Origin of the sequence: Geothrix sp., assembly GCF_049292215.1 — a bacterium.
Lineage (GTDB): Bacteria > Acidobacteriota > Holophagae > Holophagales > Holophagaceae > Geothrix.
The window spans coordinates 1-18994 of the sequence record NZ_JBATQW010000070.1 but is presented as its reverse complement, the minus strand read 5'-3'; the positions used below and the strand labels follow the sequence as shown (position 1 = coordinate 18994).

Annotated in this window: 18 protein-coding genes and 1 pseudogene; 11 read left to right on the top strand and 8 right to left on the bottom strand. The window is 65.2% G+C overall.

Going from position 1 to position 18994, the window contains the following annotated elements; translation table 11 throughout:
- Positions 1–111 precede the first annotated feature (111 nt).
- Positions 112–906 (top strand): type III pantothenate kinase, encoded by a 795-nt coding sequence (locus WAS25_RS11890; protein ID WP_422312340.1) that lies wholly within the window; start codon positions 112–114, stop codon positions 904–906.
- A 1-nt stretch (position 907) separates the two neighbouring features.
- Positions 908–1579 (top strand): biotin--[acetyl-CoA-carboxylase] ligase, encoded by a 672-nt coding sequence (locus WAS25_RS11885; protein ID WP_422312338.1) that lies wholly within the window; start codon positions 908–910, stop codon positions 1577–1579.
- Here the strand turns inward: WAS25_RS11885 and WAS25_RS11880 are convergent, their stop codons facing one another.
- Together WAS25_RS11880 and WAS25_RS11875 are read right to left on the bottom strand one after the other, a co-directional pair.
- Positions 1580–2782: a LeuA family protein gene (locus WAS25_RS11880; RefSeq protein WP_422312336.1), complete on the bottom strand. Its 1203-nt coding sequence runs from the start codon at positions 2780–2782 to the stop codon at positions 1580–1582.
- Positions 2783–2788: 6 nt separating this feature from the next.
- Positions 2789–4285, bottom strand: a complete 1497-nt coding sequence (locus WAS25_RS11875) for an HD domain-containing protein (RefSeq protein ID WP_422312334.1) — start codon at positions 4283–4285, stop codon at positions 2789–2791.
- A 53-nt stretch (positions 4286–4338) separates the two neighbouring features.
- On the opposite strand from WAS25_RS11875, the gene WAS25_RS11870 reads away from it, so the two are divergent.
- The 4 genes from WAS25_RS11870 (at position 4339) to WAS25_RS11855 (ending at position 8031) form a co-directional block, all read left to right on the top strand.
- Complete coding sequence (locus WAS25_RS11870; RefSeq protein WP_422312332.1) at positions 4339–5268, top strand: polysaccharide deacetylase family protein; 930 nt, start codon at positions 4339–4341, stop codon at positions 5266–5268.
- A 58-nt stretch (positions 5269–5326) separates the two neighbouring features.
- Complete coding sequence (locus WAS25_RS11865) at positions 5327–6490, top strand: hypothetical protein (RefSeq protein WP_422312330.1); 1164 nt, start codon at positions 5327–5329, stop codon at positions 6488–6490.
- Positions 6491–6602: 112 nt separating this feature from the next.
- Positions 6603–7817 (top strand): SCP2 sterol-binding domain-containing protein, encoded by a 1215-nt coding sequence (locus WAS25_RS11860; protein ID WP_422312328.1) that lies wholly within the window; start codon positions 6603–6605, stop codon positions 7815–7817.
- A 7-nt stretch (positions 7818–7824) separates the two neighbouring features.
- Positions 7825–8031, top strand: a complete 207-nt coding sequence (locus tag WAS25_RS11855; RefSeq protein ID WP_422312326.1) for a hypothetical protein — start codon at positions 7825–7827, stop codon at positions 8029–8031.
- Here WAS25_RS11855 and WAS25_RS11850 read toward each other — a convergent pair whose 3' ends face one another.
- The 5 genes from WAS25_RS11850 to WAS25_RS11830 all read right to left on the bottom strand — a co-directional run bounded on the left by WAS25_RS11850 (position 8032) and on the right by WAS25_RS11830 (position 11787).
- Entirely contained in the window at positions 8032–8787 is a 756-nt protein-coding gene (locus WAS25_RS11850) for a LytR/AlgR family response regulator transcription factor (protein ID WP_422312324.1), read from the bottom strand.
- The gene (locus WAS25_RS11845) at positions 8784–9848 is read right to left on the bottom strand and encodes a sensor histidine kinase (protein ID WP_422312322.1); all 1065 of its coding nucleotides are present in this window, start codon (positions 9846–9848) and stop codon (positions 8784–8786) included. The genes WAS25_RS11850 and WAS25_RS11845 overlap by 4 nt, the downstream gene beginning before the upstream one ends.
- Positions 9848–10558, bottom strand: a complete 711-nt coding sequence (locus WAS25_RS11840; RefSeq protein ID WP_422312320.1) for a LiaF transmembrane domain-containing protein — start codon at positions 10556–10558, stop codon at positions 9848–9850. The genes WAS25_RS11845 and WAS25_RS11840 overlap by 1 nt, the downstream gene beginning before the upstream one ends.
- On the bottom strand, positions 10555–10980 hold the full coding sequence (locus WAS25_RS11835) for a LiaF transmembrane domain-containing protein (protein ID WP_422312318.1): 426 nt from the start codon (positions 10978–10980) through the stop codon (positions 10555–10557). Before WAS25_RS11835 ends, WAS25_RS11840 begins: the two co-directional genes overlap by 4 nt.
- 198 nt (positions 10981–11178) lie before the next feature.
- On the bottom strand, positions 11179–11787 hold the full coding sequence (locus tag WAS25_RS11830) for a YigZ family protein (protein ID WP_422312316.1): 609 nt from the start codon (positions 11785–11787) through the stop codon (positions 11179–11181).
- A 107-nt stretch (positions 11788–11894) separates the two neighbouring features.
- Here WAS25_RS11830 and WAS25_RS11825 point away from each other — a divergent pair, with 107 nt between their 5' ends.
- Positions 11895–13802, top strand: coding sequence for a formate--tetrahydrofolate ligase (locus tag WAS25_RS11825; protein WP_422312314.1), 1908 nt, complete (start codon positions 11895–11897; stop codon positions 13800–13802).
- Positions 13803–14086: 284 nt separating this feature from the next.
- Positions 14087–14314: a hypothetical protein gene (locus WAS25_RS11820; protein WP_422312312.1), complete on the top strand. Its 228-nt coding sequence runs from the start codon at positions 14087–14089 to the stop codon at positions 14312–14314.
- A gap of 21 nt (positions 14315–14335) precedes the next feature.
- Here the strand turns inward: WAS25_RS11820 and WAS25_RS11815 are convergent.
- Positions 14336–14704, bottom strand: a pseudogene (locus WAS25_RS11815) (DUF4402 domain-containing protein); the annotation flags it as partial.
- Between the two features lie 517 nt (positions 14705–15221).
- Between WAS25_RS11815 and WAS25_RS11810 the strand changes: the two are divergent.
- From WAS25_RS11810 to WAS25_RS11800, 3 genes are all read left to right on the top strand, one after another.
- Positions 15222–15761: a DUF4402 domain-containing protein gene (locus WAS25_RS11810; RefSeq protein WP_422312310.1), complete on the top strand. Its 540-nt coding sequence runs from the start codon at positions 15222–15224 to the stop codon at positions 15759–15761.
- A gap of 194 nt (positions 15762–15955) precedes the next feature.
- Positions 15956–16678: a molecular chaperone gene (locus WAS25_RS11805; protein ID WP_422312309.1), complete on the top strand. Its 723-nt coding sequence runs from the start codon at positions 15956–15958 to the stop codon at positions 16676–16678.
- Positions 16679–16728: 50 nt separating this feature from the next.
- Positions 16729–18906 (top strand): hypothetical protein, encoded by a 2178-nt coding sequence (locus tag WAS25_RS11800; RefSeq protein ID WP_422312307.1) that lies wholly within the window; start codon positions 16729–16731, stop codon positions 18904–18906.
- Positions 18907–18994: the final 88 nt, after the last annotated feature.

The following is an 18994-nucleotide window of genomic DNA, read 5'->3' as shown; positions in this document are numbered from 1 at the left end:
GGCGGCTCCAGGCAGAACCCCCAGGCTACCCAGGGCGGCGGGGAATGGCATCACAAGGGGGCTGGCATCACAGACCACCTCAGGCCATTCTGGATGGCTTGGAGCATGCGCATGAGTCTTCTGCTGGCCGTGGATGTGGGCAATACCAACGTGGTGCTGGGGATCTTCGACCTGGCCCAGGGGCCGGACGCGCCCCTGCTGCACTCCTGGCGCCTGGCCACCAGCCGCGAGCGCACCGTGGACGAGTACGGACTCTCGGCCCTGGCCCTCATGCGCCACCAGGGCATCGAGGCCAGCCAGATCAAGCACGTGGCCATCTCCTGCGTGGTGCCGCCGCTGCATCCCGTGCTCATGAGCCTCGCCAAGACCTTCTTCCACGTGGACGCCTTCTACGTCGAGCCGGGGGTCAAGACCGGCGTGAAGGTGCTCATCGACAACCCGTCGGAGCTGGGCGCCGACCGCTTGGTAAATGCCGTGGCGGGCATCGAGAAGTTCGGCGCGCCGCTCATCGTGGTGGACTTCGGCACGGCCACCACCTTCGACGTGGTCAATGCCAAGAAGGAATACCTGGGCGGCCTCATCTGCCCCGGTCTGAAGATCAGCGCCGATGCCCTGTTCCAGCGGGCCAGCCGCCTGCCGCGGGTTGAGATCGCCGAGCCCGAGCGCCTGGTGGGCCGCAACACCGTGCAGGCCATGCAGTCCGGCATCTTCTACGGCTACGTTGGCATGGTGGACGGCATCCTGGACCGCCTGCTGGAGGAGTGCCCCGAGGCCAGGGTGGCCGCCACCGGCGGCCTGGCCCGGGTGATCGCACCCCACACCAAGCACATCAAGCACATCGCCCCGGACCTGACTCTGGAGGGCCTGCGCATCCTCTGGTTCCGCAACCAGGGCGGAAAGAAGTAGCGTGGCGCTGCCGCTGATCCGGCTGGCGGTGGTGGACTCCACCCAGGCCTTCCTCCGGCGGAACCCCCACCTGGGCTTCTGCGTGGTGCTGGCGGAGCGTCAGAGCGAAGGCCGGGGTCGCCAGGGCAACCGCTGGGAGAGCGCCGCCGGGGCGGGCCTCTGGATGTCCGCTGCCCTCCCGGCCCCGGTCGGCGTGGCCCCGGGCCTCCTCCTTCAGCGGGCCATGGGCGCGGCTGCCCGGGCCCTGGACCCCGAAGGACAGACCCTGGGCCTCAAGTGGCCCAACGACCTGGTGGCCCGGAAGGAGGGCCGGCTGGTGAAGCTGGGGGGCATCCTCGGCGAGCAGAGTGGTGGGCGGCTCATCCTCGGCCTGGGCGTGAACTTGACTGAGGCCCCGGAGATCCCCGGCCGGGCGATTCCCCCAGCCTGCCTGGCGGAATTGGGGTTGAGGGCGTCAAACCCGAATGATTTTGCAGTAGCCATCATTCATGAATGGAATGATTTGACACAAAATATTCAACCCCTTTTCAAATGGCCGGAGTCCGGCACGGCCATCCACTGGGAGGACGGCCAGGGCACATGCCTGGGCTGGGAATCCGATGGGCGGCTGAAGGTGGCCACGGCGGAGGGGATCCGGCGGCTTAGCGCCGGGGACGTGGCCGGGATGGCCTGATCAGAGCACGGCCCGGATCTCGGACTCGCTGAGGATCCTCGGGCTGTTCTTGGCGGCTTGGAGGATGCGGTCCACGCGCTCGGGGCTGGGGTCGTAGCCGTTCATCTCAAGCCAGTAGACGACATTGCTGTGGCCGGCCAGGGGCCCGATCTCGATCTCCTGGCGGCGGCCCACCAGGGCGGCGGGGACGCCGGAGTAGACGGCATCGGCCAGCTCCACGTCGCCCCGGTGCAGGGCCTTCACGATGGCGGCGGCGTGGACGCCGGTTCCCGTGCGGAAGGCGTCCCGCCCCAGCACGGGGTAGTTGGCGGGGATCTCAACATCGCAGAGCTCGGCCACCAGTTCGGCCAGGGCTGGCAAGTCCGAGAGGTCCCCCTTGGGGTAGCCCATGAGGTGGAGGTTGATCATGAGCTGGTCCAGGGCCACGTTGCCGCAGCGCTCGCCGATGCCCAGGATGCTGCCATGCAGGCGGTCCGCGCCGGCCTCGAAGGCGGCGATGGCATTGGCCACGCCCAGGCCTCGGTCGTTGTGGCCGTGCCAGTCGATGCGCACCGAGCGGTCCTTCACCACCTCGTCCTTGATGAACCGCACCAGGCGACGCACGCCGTCCGGCGTGGCGTGGCCGCAGGTGTCGGACAGGCAGATGGACTGGGCGCCCTCGTCCATGGCCGCGCCGTAGATGGCCTTGAGCACGTCCGGCCGGGCGCGGGTGCTGTCCTCGGTCACCATCATCACGGGCACCTCGTGGCGCCGGCAGAAGGCGATGGCCCTGCGCGCGGTGCCGACCAGGAAGTCCAGGTCCCAGCCCTCCACATCCATGCGGATGGGGCTGGAGCCCAGGAAGGCGCCCGCCTCGAGGGGCATGCCGGCCCGCTGCTGGATCTCGGCCACCTGGGCGAGGTCGGTCTCCAGGGTGCGGACGGCCACATTGGGGGAGAGGGGCAGGCGGTGGTCCCGGATCTCGACCATCAGGGCCCGCACGGCCGCCAGGGCCTTGGGGCCCGCGCCGGGCATGCCCAGGTCCACGGCGTCCACGCCCAGGCGGGCAAGGCGGTGGGTGAGGTCCCGCTTGGCGGCGATGTCGGGATCGCGCACCGAGGGGCTCTGCAGGCCGTCCCGCAAGGTCTCGTCGTTCAGCAGGGGGATCCGGTCGCCCTTGGCGGGCAGGCCGTTCCAGTCGTTGATGAGCTCGTCCAAGGTCATGGGGATTCAGACTACGGTGACTTCAATCCAGCGGTCCAGCAGGGTTCCCAGGAGGGCCCCCTTGTCGAGGAAGGCCTCCATCTCCGGATCCACGTCCCCGGCGGCATCCAGGATGAGGTGCAGGCGCGACTCGTCCACCTCCACGGCCAGGTGACGCACCGACTGCCGCCGGCGCCGGTCGAGGGCGTCGGCGCCGCGAAGGATGGCCGCCAGCTTGCGCACCACCTGGCGATGCCAGGGCGCCAGGGCCCGGAAGGCCTCGTGCTTCGCGTGGTGAGGCACCTTGCCCCGGTGGAAGCGCACCACCTGGGCCAGCAGGTCGATCTCCTCGGGCCAGAACCCGGGCAGGGTGGCATTGCGGATGAGGTATTCGCCGTGCTTGTGGTGGCCCTTCTCCGAGATGGAGAAGCCGATGTCATGCAATCGGGCCGCGAAGGCCAGCCACTGGCGCTCTGTGTCACCCAGCTCAAAGTGGGGCTGCAGGGAGGTGAAGAGCTCATCGGCCAGGCGGGCCACGTGACGGCTGTGGCCGGGATCCGGGTCGAGCCGGGCGGCCAGCTGCTCGATGGAGGCCCGGCGGCGGTCCGCCAGCGGCGGGATGGCGGCGCCGCCGTGCTTGAGGGCCTCCCAGATCATGCCTTCGCGCATTCCCACGGGCAGGTGGCGCAGGGGCGGGCAGCCCAGCCACTCCATGAGCGAGAGCGCCCAGATGGCACCCACATGGAGGACCTCGGCCCGCTTCGCGTCCACGCCGAGGCGTTCCGTCCGGTGCAGGGAATCCACGCGCCAGAGCCTCAGGGCGAAGTCCCGCAGCTGCTCGACCGTGAAGGCCTGGCCGGCGGCGGCGCCCCGCGCGAGGTCCTCAAGCGTGCCGGATGTGCCGAGGATCAGGGTGGGCTCGGGCAGCTCCGAGGGCAGGTCCTTGCGGGCCTTCTTGAGGATGCGGCGGATCATCTTCCGCAGCCGCTTGAGGTCGTGGGCCGTGGGCGGGTCGGCGGTCTGGGCCGCGTCCGCCAGCCGCTGCAGGCCCCAGGGCAGGGAGATGCTGGCCGCCACTCGGCCGCTCTGCACCCAGGTCAGCTCCGTGCTGCCGCCACCGATGTCGACCAGCGCCACAGGCTCTGGCGGGAAGGGGATGGCGTGAGAGACGGCCTGGTGGATGAGGCGGGCCTCCTCCTCCCCCGAGATGACCTTGATCGGGATTCCCAGCTTTTCGGCCTCCAGGACGAAGGCCTGAGCGTTCTTCGCGTCACGCAGGGCCGCGGTGCCGCAGGCCATGACGGTCTCGCAGCCGAAGTCGCGGATGGTCCTGACCATCTGCTCGAGGGCCTCCAGGCCGGCCCGGAAAGCCTCGGGACCGATCTCCCCCGACTTCGCCTCGCCCCGGGCCAGGCGCACCATGGCCTTCTCCCGGGCCAGGACGCGCTGGCCGCCCATGGGATCGGCCTCCACCACCATCATGTGAATGGAATTCGATCCGACATCGATGGCTGCGATCCGCATGGGACGATTGTGGCGAATGCCGCCATCCTTGAGAGAGGAATCTTGGAGGAACTTTGCTGAGACACGTGCTGTTCCTGCTGCTGGCCCTTCCGCTCGCTGCCCAGAAGATCGCCCTCAGCCTGGACGATGCCCCCTTCCTGCGACCTGCGCCCCGGATGGCTGCATCGGTCCAGCACCAGGCCATGCTCGCGGCCCTGAAAGCCCGGAAGGTGCAGGCCATCCTCTTCATCAACGGGGTGAACGGCGGTGACTCCCCGGAGGGCAAAGCCATATTTCGCGCCTGGGGCGAGGCCGGGCATTTGCTGTCGAACCACAGCTACAGCCACTGGGACCTCAACCGGGAGGAGGTGACCCTCGAAGCCTACGAGGCCGATGTGCTCAAGGGAGAGGCCCTGATCCGGGACCTGCCCGGGTTCACGAAACGCTACCGCTACCCCTTCCTGCGGGCGGGAAACACGGTGGCGAAGCGGGATGGGTTCTACACCTTCCTGAAGGCACGGGGTGATGCCATCGGCCACGTGAGCATCGACACCGCGGACTGGCTGTTCGATGAGCGCCTGCGGAAGCGCCTGGAGAAGGAGCCTTCTGCGGATCTGGCGCCCTACCGCGCCCTCTACCTGAAGCACCTCTGGGCCTGCGCCCGGTTCTACGATGCCTGGAGCCGGGAGGTATTCGGCCGTGAGATCCCGCACGTCATCCTCCTGCACAGCCGGCTGCTGAATGGTCTCTTCCTGGGAGACGTCATCGACTTCTTTCGAGCCAAGGGGTGGGCCTGGGTTGGACCCGGCGAGGCCTTCCAGGATCCGGCCTATGCCCTGATGCCCAGGAACCTGCCCGGTGGCGAAGCCCTGGCCGATGCCGTCTCCGCCCAGCGCGGCGATCAGGGCTTTGTGAAGGCCTGGCGCGCCAAGGCCACCGATCCGGATGATCTGCTGTTCTCGGAACGCCGACTGACCGAACGGATGGACCGGCTCGGACTGTGAGTCGATCACCGGGTGTGCTCATAATGGGGATTCCATCATCCACAAAGAAGGGGACCGCATGCTTCACCGTCACTGCTTCGGATTGATCCTCAGCATGAGCCTCCTGGCGGGCCAGCCCGTCCAGTCCAGAAACCAGGCCTGGGTCCTGGCGTTGGATGGCCGGGGCGCCATGCTAGGTGACCTGAAGCCCGAAGAGTTCCGGGTGAAGGTCGATGGCAAGCCCCGGTCCCCGATCCAGGTGAAGACCCCGGCCCAGACCGCGGAGGCCGCCCAATCCTGGGTGCTGGTCTTCGAACCCATCCGCGACACAAACATGCGGGCGATGGCCTTCGTGGCGGCAGCGGATTTCCTGACCAAGGTGCCTGACGGGGATCGGGTCTTCATCGTGGCCCGGGGCAAGGACAGCCTGGAGTCGCTCATGCCGGGCTTCTCACTCCGCCGGGGGCTCTGGGCGGAGGCGCTTTCCAAGGTGCCGACGATGCTGCCCGAGGGGTTGGTGGGGATCTCGAAAGACACGGTCCAGGGCGCTGGATTCCAGTCCTCCTACTCGGATGAGGCGGATGGCGCGCCTGGGCAGGAATCGTTGACGGCCCTATTGGCCCGCTTCCGAAGCGGCGCTCCTGGCTGGGCCAAGGGAACCATTGATCAGCGCGGGGTCAATGTGCTCGATCGGCTCAATCTGAACAACTCCGGGTTCGTCACGGGAATGGTCGCGACGGTTGCCCGCGAATCGAAAGTCTTGGGCATGATCCTCGAACAGTTGACTCCAGTCCAAGGGCAGAAGCATCTTGTGGTGTTCTCCCGGTGTGAGGCTGACGATTTGTCCCATCCCAACGTGAAACGGGCCGTTAGTCAGACCTTCAAACGGGAAAAGGGCGACATGGGTGGACCCGCCGAAGCGGCCTCTTTGGCCACCCGCGACATGACCCTCCTTCAGGCGGAGTTGAAGACCAAGGCCATCGCCGCAGGCGTCACGCTCTACTCCGTGGCGGGGGCCGGGCAAAACGTCATGGGCCACATCGGCACCATCGCCCCGGCCACAGGGGGGTTCAGCTTCCCCTTGACCGCCGGAGTTGAAGCCCAGTTCGGCCAGGGCATCCAGGTCTTCGGCTCTCGCTACCTGGTGCAGTGGAGCGAAGAGGGATCCGCAGCCGGGTCCGGCAATCTTGAGATTACGACCACCCGCAAGGACGTGAAGGTGATGGCGCAGTCGATCAGGTAGGGGTGGCCACGCTGGACCGCGATCGTCCGGGGCCGAATGGTTGACCTCTGGTAACCGTTGCGTGGAGTCCGAAGGCCCGGCCATGCTCGATCCACATTCCCGAGGTGATCGTATGGCTTTGACGGTGGACGGCATCTTTGCGCTCATGCCTGAGCTCTTCCTGCCCGAGAAGGCCCAGGGTCTGACGGTTTCCGTCTACTACCAGGTGACGGGCGACGGGGGCGGCGACTACACCTGCCTCATCGAGAACGGGGCCTTCTCGCTAAAACGGGAAGCCAAGGCCGACGCCACCTCGGTGGTGACGATTGGCGCCGAGGACTGGATCGCCCTGAACGAAGGCAAGCTCGACCCCATGCAGGCCTTCATGACGGGCAAGCTCAAGGGCACCGGTGACCTGGGCCTGCTCCAGAAGTTCCCCAAGTTCTTCAAGAAGCCACAGAAGCAGGGCGGACCGCTGAAGCCGCTGAAGGAACTGGTTCCGGCGCGCCTGGCTCTGGCTGCCGTGGGCCTCAAGGTCACGGTCGGCGGTGACAGCTGGGGCGAGGGGGCGGAAGTGGCCGGGGATGACGGGGCGGTGCGCGGTCTGGTGTGTGGCATCTCCGATCCGGGCCCGGCGCTGCTGGGCGGCCAGCTCCGCTTCACGGGTGACATGGCGCTGCTCCGCGGGGCCTGGAAGGTCTGGTCCGCCGAGCCCGAGATCACCTTCCCGGACACACCCGGCGGCAAGGCCCTGGCGACCCTGCGCAAGCGCTACCGGGGCGGGGCCAGCGGGTCGCTGGAACTGAAGGTGGATGGCGTGTCCTACCGATTGGACTTCAGCCCCGAAGGCCTCTCGGTGCGACCAGGCGAGGTCGAGGGTGGCGCGTCCCTTGGCATCACGGATGCGGATTTTGCTGCGCTCAACGCGGGCAAGCTGAACCTGGTGGCCGCGCTGCTGGGCGGAGGCATCACAGTGAAGGGCGACATGAGCCAGGTGGCGGCCTACACGGCCCACTTCGATGCGGATGTGAACCCGGCCCAGGGCCTCCTCGAATCCATGCCGGAGCGCTTCAACGCTGAGAAGGCCGGTGACCTGGAAGCCGTCGTGGGCTACCAGATTGACGACATGGGCTACACCCTGTTGATCCGCAATGGCGTCTGCATGGTCCTTCCGCGGCTGCTCAAACCCTGTGATACGCTTCTGAAGGCGAAGGCCGACGACTTCGTCGCCATGAGCACCGGAACGCTGAACGCCCAGGAGGCCTTCATGACCGGCAAGATCCAGATCGAAGGCGATCCCCTGCTCATGCAGAAAGTGGCGAAGAGTTTCCGGCGGCCGGAAGCCTAGGCTCACCATGCCCAGAGCCGCCGCGCGCAAGACGTCCCCTCCGGCCAACCCCACCCTGGGGCAGGGCGTGGTGCGAACGGCCAAGGCCATCCCCATCATGCCCCGGATGGCGCCCGAGCCCGAGGCTTCAACGGCCCCAGCCCGGAATCTGCCCTGCTCCGGTCGTTGCGGCCACTGTGATGTCCATCCCTGCCAGCTGCACGCGCCGATCTGATCACGCACCTTCCCATAGCTCCCGCAGGCGCTGGAATCCCGCCCGGCTCACGGGCAGGCGGGTGCCGTCCCTGAGAATGGCGTCACGGTGTTCCTTGGAGTCCTGTTCGACCCGGACAAGGCGGTCGAGGTTCAGGATGTAACTGCGGTGGATACGGATGAAGCGACTCGCATCGAGCTGGGTTTCCAGGCTCGCCAGGGTCTGCTGCTTGAGGAGGTTCTTCCCCTCGGTCCGCAGAAGCACGTAGTCGTCCTGGGCCTGCACCCAGTCGAGTCGGTCGAGGTGAACCACCGTGACCTTGGGTCCGTCCTTCACGACGATGCGTTCCAGCGGGCGGCCCTGACGGGCGCTGGAGGCTAGCTCCGCGGCGGGCGCCGGTGGTGCGGATGGTTGCGCCGACTGCAGGGCCCGCGCCTTGGCCAGGGCTGAGTCGAAGCGCTCCTTCGAGAAGGGCTTCAGCAGGTAGTCCACCGCATGGGCCTCGAAGGCCTTGAGCGCGTGCTGGTCGTAGGCCGTGACGAAGACCACGGCCGGGCGCTTGCCTTCGGCCTCGAGCAGCTCCAGCACCTCGAAGCCGTCCAGCTTGGGCATCTGGATGTCCAGGAAGATCAGCTCCGGCAGGTGTTGGGCCGCCGCCTTGATGGCCTCGAAGCCGTTGGCGCACTCGCCCACGACCTCCACATCCGGATGGGCCGCCAGGTGCTCGCGCACCACAGCACGGGCCAGGTCCTCATCGTCGATGATCAGGGCTTTCATGGTTCCACCTCGAGCGGGAATACCAGGGTGACGCGATGGAGGCCGTCCTGCACGACGGCTTCGAGCCGGGCCCGGCTGCCGAAGCGTCCCAGCAGGCGCTGGCGGACCTGGCGCAGGCCGAGCCCCAGGCCCTGCGGGGCCGGCGAATCCGCGTCCAGGGGGTTGTCCACCTTCAGGACGACATGCCCCTCCAGCACCTCGGCGGCCACGCTCAGGGTACCGCCTTCCGGAAGCGCCGCGATGCCGTGCTTGATGGCGTTCTCTACCAGGGGCTGCAGCAGCAGGGTGGGCAGCAGGGCGGGCTCCGCGGCTGCCTCCACGGTCCAGAGCACCTGCAGACGGGCCCCGAACCGGATCTGTTCGATGGCCAGGTAGGCCCGCGCCAGCTCAAGTTCCTCGCGCAGCGCCACCAGCCGACGCTCGCCCAGGCCCAGGCTACGGCGGAGAAAATCTGAAAGCAGCACGCACATCTCCCGAGCCCGGACGGGATCCACGGCCGTGAGGGCCGAGAGGGAGTTGAGGCTGTTGAAGAGGAAGTGGGGATTCAGCTGGGCGCGCAGGGCCTTGAGCTCGGACTCTTGGGCCAGTAATTGCAGCTCCGCGCCCTTGCGCTCGGCCTCGATGGCCCGGTCCTGCGCCAACATCAGGTAGCTGAGGGCCACCGAAGCCAGGTAGAGGAGGATGCCCAGGCCCGTGAGCACCGGCAGGGCGGAGCCCACCCGCTGGGGCAGGGCCTCCAGGCCTGGGATCCAGGCCAGCATCCGGGCCAGGATCCAGGCCAGGCCGGCCCACAAGCCACTCATGAGGATGGCCGCCATGCCCCAGGCGGCGCCATGGGCGCCCAGGCCCTCGATGCTGCGCCCCAGGGGCAGGGCCCGGCAGAGGAACCAGGCCGAGAGGAAGAGGAGCGAAGCCAGCAGGCAAAGGGGTAGGGCCAGGCAGGCCGCCTCAGCCCAGGTCCAACCCTGGCTGCGGGCGATGCCCGTCAGCAGCAGTGCGATGGGGGCCCAACCCAGGAGGTAGGCCCCCAAACGCGCACGGCTGGCGAGGAGGGGATGCATCAGCTCTTCACTTCCGTGCCCCCGAAGAGGATCAGCCCGGTGATTACCAGGCGGGGACGGGCCTCCGCCGTTGCCGGACCATGATGGGTGCTGTCGTTCAGGGCCCCGGCGATGGCGGTGGCGCGGTTGGCGATCTCCCAGCCTTCGGGCACTCGGATCTCGCCGCCGCCGAAGAGCACAAAGACATCGATGCGGGCCTGGCCGGACTCCAGGGTTGCCTGGCGCAGATCCACCTCATAGCCGCCGAAGATGGCCGTCAGCTCGCCGCCCTTGAAGGCCTGGGTGAGCACCCGGCGCTTGAAGCCACCGAAGATGGCCGTGCCCTGGAGGAAGTCCTCGGAGCGGGCTAGCTCGGGGGGCACGCCGCGGTTCTGCTTCAGGGCCTTGATGACGATGAGGATGCCCACGGCCACCACCAGCATGGGCGCCAGAGCTTCAGCGAGATGCCCCCGGGCGAAGGTGAAGAGCAGCATGAAGGACCCGCCCAGCACGAGGAACCAGCCACCCATGCCGCCACCGCTGCCCTCCTGCCGGATCTTGGCGATGCCCATGGCCACCAGCACCAGGGGCCAGAGCTTGAAGATGGTGTGGGCTTCGATGAGCCCCAGGTTGTCCAGGGTGAGCACCAGGCCTGCCACGATGATGGCCACGCCCAGCACCAGCTTGGGGCTGAAGGGGCTGGGGGCCTTGGATTCGTCGGGGGCATTCATGGTTTCACCTGCGTGGCATCGGTTCCAGGATCACAGGAATCGGCGGGGGTTGGCGATGGGAGAGCAGCCTTGACCTTCTTCGGCCGCTTGGGCTGGGGGAAGACAGCCCGCAGCGTGACGATGAGGCCGCCCCACACCAGGAAGACCGGCCACCAGCGCTCCAGCAGACCCCAGGGACCGAACTGGGAGATGAAGCCGGCGACCGCGAAGGCCAGCCAGACATGGCCCCGGAGGCTGAGAATGCCGTCCTGGGTCAGCCGGGCGAGGCCGAAGGCGGCTAGGGCCAGGGGCCACCAGGTCAGCAGGTGCCAGGCGTCGTACCACCGCATGGAGTCGGCGAGGAAGATCAGGCCGAGGGCGATGACCGTGAGGCCGAAGACCAGCTTCGCAGAAAAGAGGGGTGGGCGTTCCTGGGTGGTCATGAGCGGTGTTCCTTTCTGCCTGAGCCGAAGGGGATGACGAAGGCCAGGGAGGGCAGCCACAACGCCAGCCACCACCAGGCGCTGTCGATGAACCAACCGGACTGGACCATGGGTTTCCTCCCGTGTGATCAAGCTACGGGCGTTGGCTTTCGGACCGGGGCAGGGATCGGTGAATGGGGGGCGGGAGTCGGCGAGCGGTCAGTCCCAGCGAATCAGCCCGCCCCGGCTGCGCTCCTGCCAGGCCTGCTCCAGGGCCCCGACCAGCTCAGGGGGACACTCGAACCGGAGCAGGGCGGCCTCCCCCTCGAAGGTCTGCTCCTGGACCGTCACTCCGGCAAAGGCCCCGAGCAGCGCGAAGGGCAGGTGGGCCTGGGCGGCAGGAACTTGGATGAGTCCGGTGCGGAGGATACGGACCTCTTCCCAGGCGCCCTGGGCATCCGCCGCCGCCAGGGCCCCCTGCACGCCTTCGGTGTAGGCGCGTACCAGACCGCCGGTGCCGAGCTTCGTCCCGCCGTACCAGCGGATGCAGACGGCGATCAGGTCCGTGGCCTGGGCCCCTTCCAGCACAACCAGCATGGGCCGCCCCGCAGTCCCCGAGGGCTCGCCATCGTCATCGGACCCGAAGGCCGCGACGGGCACGCCCTCTCGCCAGGCGCTGCAGTGGTGGGTGGCGTCGAAGTCGCGCTTGCGCCGGGAGGCCAACACCTGCGCCCGTTCGGCAGCGTCGCGAGCCGGGTGCAGCTCCGTGAGGAAGACGGAAGCCTTCTCCCGGAAGCGGTGGGTGATGACCTCGGTCAATCGACGCATGGATCCAGCATGCATGCGGCTGTGACTGCAATCAACAAACCCAGGGTAGGCAAGGCATGCGAGGCCAGGGCTCCGCATCATAGGACTGGATCTTTGCGAGGCATGACATGGACCCGGTCAGCAAACCCTTCACCGCCACGGCCCTGCGTCGGCAGACCCCCGTGCCCTCGGACCTTGAGATAGCCCAGGCGGCCACGCTCAAACCCATTGGCCAGGTGGGCGCAGAGCTCGGGCTCCTCGACGACGAGTTGGAGCTCTACGGTCCGACGAAGGCCAAGGTCCGCCTGGAGGTCCTGGAGCGCCTGCGGGAACGGCCCAATGGCCGCTACATCGATGTCACGGCGATCACCCCAACCCCGCTGGGGGAAGGCAAGACCACCACCACGGTGGGCCTCTGCCAGGCGCTCGGAGCCCACCTTGGCCAGCGCGTGCTGACCTGCATCCGCCAGCCCAGCCAGGGCCCCACCTTCGGGATCAAGGGTGGTGCCGCTGGCGGCGGCTACAGCCAGGTGATTCCCATGGAGGACTTCAACCTGCACCTCACTGGGGACATCCACGCCATCACCGCCGCCCACAACCTCTGCGCGGCGGCGCTGGATGCGCGCATCCTGCATGAAGCTGGTGCCACGGACGAGCAGTTGTTCCAGCGCCTGTTCCCTGCAGGAAAAGACGGGAGGAAATTCCCCCGGTCGCTCCAGCTCCGCTGCACGAGACTGGGCATTACCAAGGGGGATCCGGACACCTTCACCACGGAGGAACGCCGCCGGGTCTGCCGCCTGGACCTCGATCCAGCGACCATCACGTGGCGCCGGGTGCTGGATACCAGCGACCGCTTCCTGCGGAGCGTCACCGTGGGCCAGGGCGAGGAGGAGCAGCCATTCGCGCGGCAAACCGGCTTCGACATCGCCGTGGCCAGCGAGATCATGGCCGTGTTGGCCCTCACTACAGGGCTCTCCGACCTGCGGCACCGCCTGGGTGCCATGTTGGTGGGTCTCGACCGGCAGGGCGGAGCCGTCACCGCCGAGGATCTGGGCGTGGCCGGAGCCATGACCGTGCTCATGAAGGATGCCCTCAAGCCCACGCTGATGCAGACCCTGGAAGGCACATCGGTCTTCGTGCATGCAGGCCCCTTCGCCAACATCGCCCATGGCAACAGCTCGATCCTGGCCGACCAGATCGGCCTCAAACTGGCCGACTACGTGATCACCGAATCGGGCTTCGGCGCCGACATGGGCATGGAGAAGTTCTTCGACATCAAGTGCCGTGCCTCGGGCCTGGTGCCGGACGCAGTGGTGCTGGTGGCCACGGTGCGCGCCCTCAAGATGCACGGTGGCGGGCCGAAGGTGGTGGCGGGGAAGCCCCTGGACCCTGTATACGTCGAGGAGAACCTGGACCTGCTCCGGGCGGGCCTGCCCAACCTCATCCACCACATCCGCATCGCCCGGAAGTTTGGCATCCCCGTGGTGGTGGCCGTGAATGGATTTGCTTCGGACAGCACGGCGGAGTTGGACCTGATCCGGGAAGCCTCTCTGCAGAACGGTGCCGAGGACGCTGTGGTGTGCCAGAACTGGGCTCTGGGCGGGGAAGGGGCCCTGGACTTGGCTCGGGCCGTCATGCGTGTGTGCGATCGGCCTTCAGACTTCCGGTTCCTCTACGACCTGGACGAACCCATCAAGCAGAAGATCGAGACCATCGCCCGGGAGATCTACGGCGCCGATGGCGTGGACTACTCGCCCGAGGCCGAGTCTCGCATCGAGGCCTACACCCGGCTGGGCTACGATCAGCTGCCCATCTGCATGGCCAAGACGCATCTCAGCCTCAGCCATGACCCCCTGCTCAAGGGTGCCCCCACGGGCTTTCGCATCCCCGTGCGGGACATCCGGGCCAGCATAGGCGCCGGCTTCCTCTATCCGTTGCTCGGCAAGATGGCCACCATGCCCGGCCTGCCCACGCGGCCCGGCTTCTATGACGTGGATGTGGATCTGGAGACAGGCCGGATCTTGGGTCTATTCTAAGAGACGTGCCAGAAGCATGAACTGCCAGGTGGTTTTCCGGCAGAGTCATCTTCCCGGCGATGCGGCCGAAGAGAAGGGAGATCACCCTCCTGGAGACGCTCTTGCGCAACCCTTCTCCCACTACCAGGCGTATCCGAATGGCGGTATGCCTGAGTCTTCTGGGGGCCCTTTCGCTGCAGGTTCGGGCCCAGGCCAGGGTTGGTGTGCCTTGCTCGGTCCGGATCCGATCCCTTGCGTCCGCCGACTATGACCACTCGACTGAAGTGCTCCTGCGAGGCCTCCTGGTGGGGCGTGAGAAGGGGCTGCTTCTCCTTAAGATCGCCGCCGGGATCGTTCGGGTCGACGTGGGTTCCTGGGACGAGGTCATCGTCATGGCTGCCCCGGCGGAAGTCGTCGTGCTCGCAGCCAAGCGCCAGGAAGACACCCGCCAGAAACTGGTCGCTCGGGAAATCCGGTATGACGGAGGCTTCGTCGTCTGCAGGGATGTTAACGGTGTGCCTATTGCCCGCTGAGCCTAAGTTGTAGACCGTGGTGATGGAAAAGATCCCGGCGTAGTCGCCGTACGGCTGGTTCGCTGCCACATTCAAGGTTCCGCCGACCCTGAGTTACTGGGTGCCGGAGGCACTGATCTGACCCAACGGACCTGACGCGCTGGTAAAGGGCGAGATGAGCATGGCGCCGGCTGTCCCAGACACGGTGACGCTCGCCGGGACCCAGATGGCGTAGGTGGCACTGGCGGCCACTTTGACGGTTAACACCGCCGCTCCGACAGCTGAGAGATTGCCCAGAACCAGTCCTCCCGTGGCACCGCGAGTGCCAGCTGGACTGAGGATGACCGTTCCTGTAGGGGGCCCAGTGAAGATGTCTCCGAAGTTCAGGTCTGCCGACTTGGTGAGCGTGATGACCGGGCGACCTAGACCGTGACGTTGATGGTCCTGGCGCCGGTCTTACCGACATTGCTCTGTTCTCCAAGAGAAGGGTGAAATAGCCGGTGTAGGTGGCTTGGGGGGGGCAGGCACGGGTTCGCACAGAGAGAGCCACTCCCTCGGTTTCGCTCTAAACCCAATCGAACTGAAGGTTGGATGCCCTCAATCTGATCGAAGGTGGACCGACTTGCCTCGTAGTGGCAGTCGCAAATAGTTGAATAGGAAGCCTTTGGGAATTGGATATCCATTTGCATTACTGCTGCCGACGACTGGATGGATCACCATGGAATCACCTACATCAAACCTTCGAAGGATCCTTTGGGCAGTTGGCATGCCGTTAGGCATCGCGTTGGTCGGCATGTTCCTAGGGGGAATTCGCCCCTAGCTGGTTGCTTATGCCTGCGGTTTATCAACGAAAGTCCATCTCAACCCAGCGTCCGCACTTGAAATGAATCAATTCCAACCATCGACACGCCTTGCCAAGGAGTTGCCCATGCGAATGCTATCCACCCTTCTTCTCAGCCTCGTCGGCCTGGGGACTGGCCTCGCCCAAGGTCAATCCGCCACGGCGAGCAACGTCCCAGCCACGGCCCGCATCTATGTGCCCATCACGGTGACGCTGACCAACTCGGGCCTGAGCTTCGGGGATATCTACGCCAATGTCACGGGCGGAAATGTCGTGTTGGACCCAAGCACCGACCTGCGCACCCCCACGGGAGGCCTGGTCCTCGGCACCCTCAGTCAACACAATTCTGCTGCCCTTAGGGTGGGCGGCAAGCGGAATGCCACCTTTGTCATCACGCTTCCAGCCAATGGAACCGTAACCCTTACTGGTCCGGGTACGGCCATGGCTGTGAACGCTTTCACCGCCGCCGTAGGCACGACGACCTTGACCGCACCCTTCGCCAGCAAGCTCCCCGATGCCGCCAGCGCCAATCTCACGTTCAAGGTGGGTGGAACCTTGGTGGTGGGGGCCAATCAGATGGATGGCGACTACACCGGAACCTTCGCCGTCACTGTCGCCTACAACTGATCGGACTAGACCAATCACCGAATCGAGGTCCCATGCGCCTTTCTATCTCCTCCACGACACTGCTCCTCATACTGGGGATGAACTCCCTCGCCTATCCAGTTTTCGCCCAGACACCCAGAGGAAAGTCCGTTTTAGATCCCTCCCCCCAAGGTCCAGGAGATCTGTTGGTAGCTCCCAGCCGAGTGGTCTTGGACATGCACAAGCGCACCGCAGCCCTGAATTTGTCGAACGTTGGATCCACCGAGGCCACCTACCGAATTTCATTGGTCAGAATGGAAATGGATGAGTTCGGCGCAATGACCGAAGTCCCCTTCGAAAAAGTCCCCGGCGGCGTCGACCTGCCTAGTTTGATCCGTTTCTCGCCGCGGGAAGTGACGTTGGCTCCCGGTGAGGCCCAGACCATCCGTCTCCAAGTGAGAAAGCCTGCGGAACTGCCCGTGGGGGAATATCGCATCCACATGATGTTCAGGGCGATCCCTCCGGCGCCAGAGCCACCCAAGGAGTCACCTGCAGCCGAGCGTCCCAAAGGCATCTCTGTGAAGTTGATCCCCGTCTATGGCTTGGCCCTTCCCGTGATCATTCGGAACGGTGTCACCGCCGCAAAGGCGGGGTTGTCGAACCTCGTATTTCACCCAGCCAATCGGACGCTCAACCTAAACCTGAGCCGTGAGGGGAACCAGTCTCTTTTCGGAGACCTTAAAGTTCGTTGGATTTCCCGGAAGGGGGCCACAGCGACCGTGGCCGAGGCGACAGGGGTGGCCGTGTATGTTCCCAATCCCACAAGGGCCATGACACTGAACCTTGCCCTCCCCAAGGGCGCGACCCAACTGGCTACTGGTCAGCTAAAAGTGACCTTTGCGATACCTCCCACAGAGGGTGGAAAGGTCCTGGCCGAGGCCCTTCTCGATCTTCCGTAATGGATTCGGATACAGACCCGCACCCCGGATGGAAGCATCCCTTCCGGAAGGTGAGTCTGTTCATCTTGATCACGGGGGGCTTGCTCCTAGACGGGAAAAACATCGACCCCCCCGAACGGATGGATCCTGGCAACCCAAAGATTCTTGAAGAGCAGTCGAAGGAGGATCTCTGGCTTTTTGCCATCCGGCTTGATCAGAGGATCCTCAGTTCTGCCTTTCCTGGTTTCCCCATGAAGGCTGGGTTTAGGCTCCCCTTGGGTGAGTTGTGCCGCGTCCTGGATCTGGCTGTGCAAGTGGACCTCAGCCGAGGCCTCGCCGAAGGCTTCCTCATCCAGGAGAAGCGCCGGTTTCGCCTGGACGTCTTCGGGGGCACCGTGGAGATCCAAGGCAACAGACGCGCGTTTGATTCCTCCCTGGTTGAGATGCACAGTGATGACATCTACGTGGATTCAGGCCTGCTTGCCGAATGGTTACCGCTGGATCTGGAGATTGTGAAGCGAACGGCACTCATCACGGTGAGTCCCAGGGAATTGCTTCCGCTGCAAGCGCGCTGGAGCCGGGAGCAGGCCGCGGGCCAGGCCAAACCAGGAACTGGCGTTCGAAAGTATCCACGGATCTCGGATGCCTATCACACCTTCGAGGTGCCATTTGTGGATGAATCCCTCAGGATCACCACGCCCTCAAGGTCGGAAACTAAGCGCAAACTCCTGGTGCAAAGCACCACTTTTGCCGCGGGCGATTGGTTGGGACTTTCATCTAGCCTCTATGCCGTGGCCGGTACCCAGGGCGGTGTGTCCGAGTTCAGGATGACCATGGGGCGCCGAGATCCCAACGCTGAACTGCTTGGCCCCCTGCAAGCCACGGAATTTGCTTTCGGCGAAATCCTGAACCCCGGCCTCAATCTGATCGCCCAGCCCTACGCCGGAACTGGGATGCTGGTGACTAACCTTCCGCTCCTTCGGGGCGACGCCTATGACCGGCAAAGCTTCCAAGGGAACTTGGCCCCCGGCTGGCAGGTGGAACTGTATCGAAATCGGGCCTTGTTGGCCTTTCAATCATCTCGTTCCGATGGCCGGTATGAATTCCTGAATCTTCCCCTGTATTACGGCTTGAACGATTTTAGGCTCGTGTTCTACGGCCCCCAGGGCCAGAAGCGGGAGGAAATCGTACGCTTTGATGTCAGCGAAAGCCAGACACCCAAGGGGGCTTTCCAATATCTGCTGGTGGGGATCGACGCCAAAATCGCTGGAGCCCGCGGTCACGTTGAGACACGTTACGGAGTTAGCCAACAGGTTGCCACCAGTCTCGCTGTGGCACGGACGAACTTCGATGGCACGGTCCACACCTACACCGTGGTGGGTCTTCAGGGCTTCTGGAAACCCCTCTCCGCCTCCTTCACCGCTGCTCACGATGCCCTTGGTGGAATGTCGGAGGAACTGAGCCTGCGCACGAGGCTGGGGAGCCTGAGCCTGAACGCCAAGCGTGCCCAACTCCAGGGCGGCTTTTCCAGCGAAGTGTTTAATCCTTCCAGCGGGCTGTTGACCAACCGCAGCAGCATCGAGGCTTCAGCCTTGCTATCCAGTCGGAAATACAGCTGGCTGACCATGGATTTTGGAATCTCCCGAGATGAACTCGTGGCCGGGGGTCTGGTGGAAAGGATCTATAACCGTCTCTCCACGTCGACCCACGGTTATTTTTTCTCGAATGAATGGCGGCGCAGTCAGAATCGGGGCGGTATTCAAGCCTTCTCTGCCACCACCACCGGGGACCTGATCGCCAGCAAGTTCTACCGTGACTTTTCCCTGAGGGGGCAGGCCAATTACCAACTGAGTGGAACTTCCAAGCTCAACGGTTTTTCGGTGCAGGCAGAGACGCCTCGGTTTCCCCTCTACCTGGTAAGAGCTGGCGTCAATCGCACCTTGTCTACGGGGGAAACGCTTTTCTTGCTGGGAGCCAACAAGAGTCAGGGGACCTTCAGTCTCGGTTTGGATGTGAGTTATTCCACGCGCAATCACCTTGTGGTGGATCTGACGCTCCGTGTGGGGCTGGGACGGGAACCAAGACTGGGACACATCCAGACCCAGGCCCAAGGGCTTGCCAGCCAGGGGGCGGTGTCGGCCAGGGTCTTCGTGGATGCCAATGCCAACGGCATCAGAGACGCCCAGGAAACGGATGTCCAGGGCGTGGGGTTGACGTCCTCCCGGAAAACTAGACCAAGGATAATGTGAGTCCTCCCCCTTTGGAGGGCCCCTTGAGAAAGAGCAGATACACCGAGGAGCAGATCATCTTGGCCTTGAAAGAGCACGAGGCCGGCAG

What these genes read in the sequence shown, in the direction of transcription:
- WAS25_RS11865 (WP_422312330.1), top strand. Translation starts at nt 5,327, where the DNA reads ATGCTTCACCGTCACTGCTTCGGATTGATCCTCAGCATGAGCCTCCTG.
- WAS25_RS11805 (WP_422312309.1), top strand. Translation starts at nt 15,956, where the DNA reads ATGCACAAGCGCACCGCAGCCCTGAATTTGTCGAACGTTGGATCCACC.
- WAS25_RS11875 (WP_422312334.1), bottom strand. Translation starts at nt 4,285, where the DNA reads ATGCGGATCGCAGCCATCGATGTCGGATCGAATTCCATTCACATGATG.
- WAS25_RS11855 (WP_422312326.1), top strand. Translation starts at nt 7,825, where the DNA reads ATGCCCAGAGCCGCCGCGCGCAAGACGTCCCCTCCGGCCAACCCCACC.
- WAS25_RS11860 (WP_422312328.1), top strand. Translation starts at nt 6,603, where the DNA reads ATGGCTTTGACGGTGGACGGCATCTTTGCGCTCATGCCTGAGCTCTTC.
- WAS25_RS11825 (WP_422312314.1), top strand. Translation starts at nt 11,895, where the DNA reads ATGGACCCGGTCAGCAAACCCTTCACCGCCACGGCCCTGCGTCGGCAG.
- WAS25_RS11830 (WP_422312316.1), bottom strand. Translation starts at nt 11,787, where the DNA reads ATGCGTCGATTGACCGAGGTCATCACCCACCGCTTCCGGGAGAAGGCT.
- WAS25_RS11880 (WP_422312336.1), bottom strand. Translation starts at nt 2,782, where the DNA reads ATGACCTTGGACGAGCTCATCAACGACTGGAACGGCCTGCCCGCCAAG.
- WAS25_RS11840 (WP_422312320.1), bottom strand. Translation starts at nt 10,558, where the DNA reads ATGAATGCCCCCGACGAATCCAAGGCCCCCAGCCCCTTCAGCCCCAAG.
- WAS25_RS11810 (WP_422312310.1), top strand. Translation starts at nt 15,222, where the DNA reads ATGCGAATGCTATCCACCCTTCTTCTCAGCCTCGTCGGCCTGGGGACT.
- WAS25_RS11890 (WP_422312340.1), top strand. Translation starts at nt 112, where the DNA reads ATGAGTCTTCTGCTGGCCGTGGATGTGGGCAATACCAACGTGGTGCTG.
- WAS25_RS11850 (WP_422312324.1), bottom strand. Translation starts at nt 8,787, where the DNA reads ATGAAAGCCCTGATCATCGACGATGAGGACCTGGCCCGTGCTGTGGTG.
- WAS25_RS11835 (WP_422312318.1), bottom strand. Translation starts at nt 10,980, where the DNA reads ATGACCACCCAGGAACGCCCACCCCTCTTTTCTGCGAAGCTGGTCTTC.
- WAS25_RS11845 (WP_422312322.1), bottom strand. Translation starts at nt 9,848, where the DNA reads ATGCATCCCCTCCTCGCCAGCCGTGCGCGTTTGGGGGCCTACCTCCTG.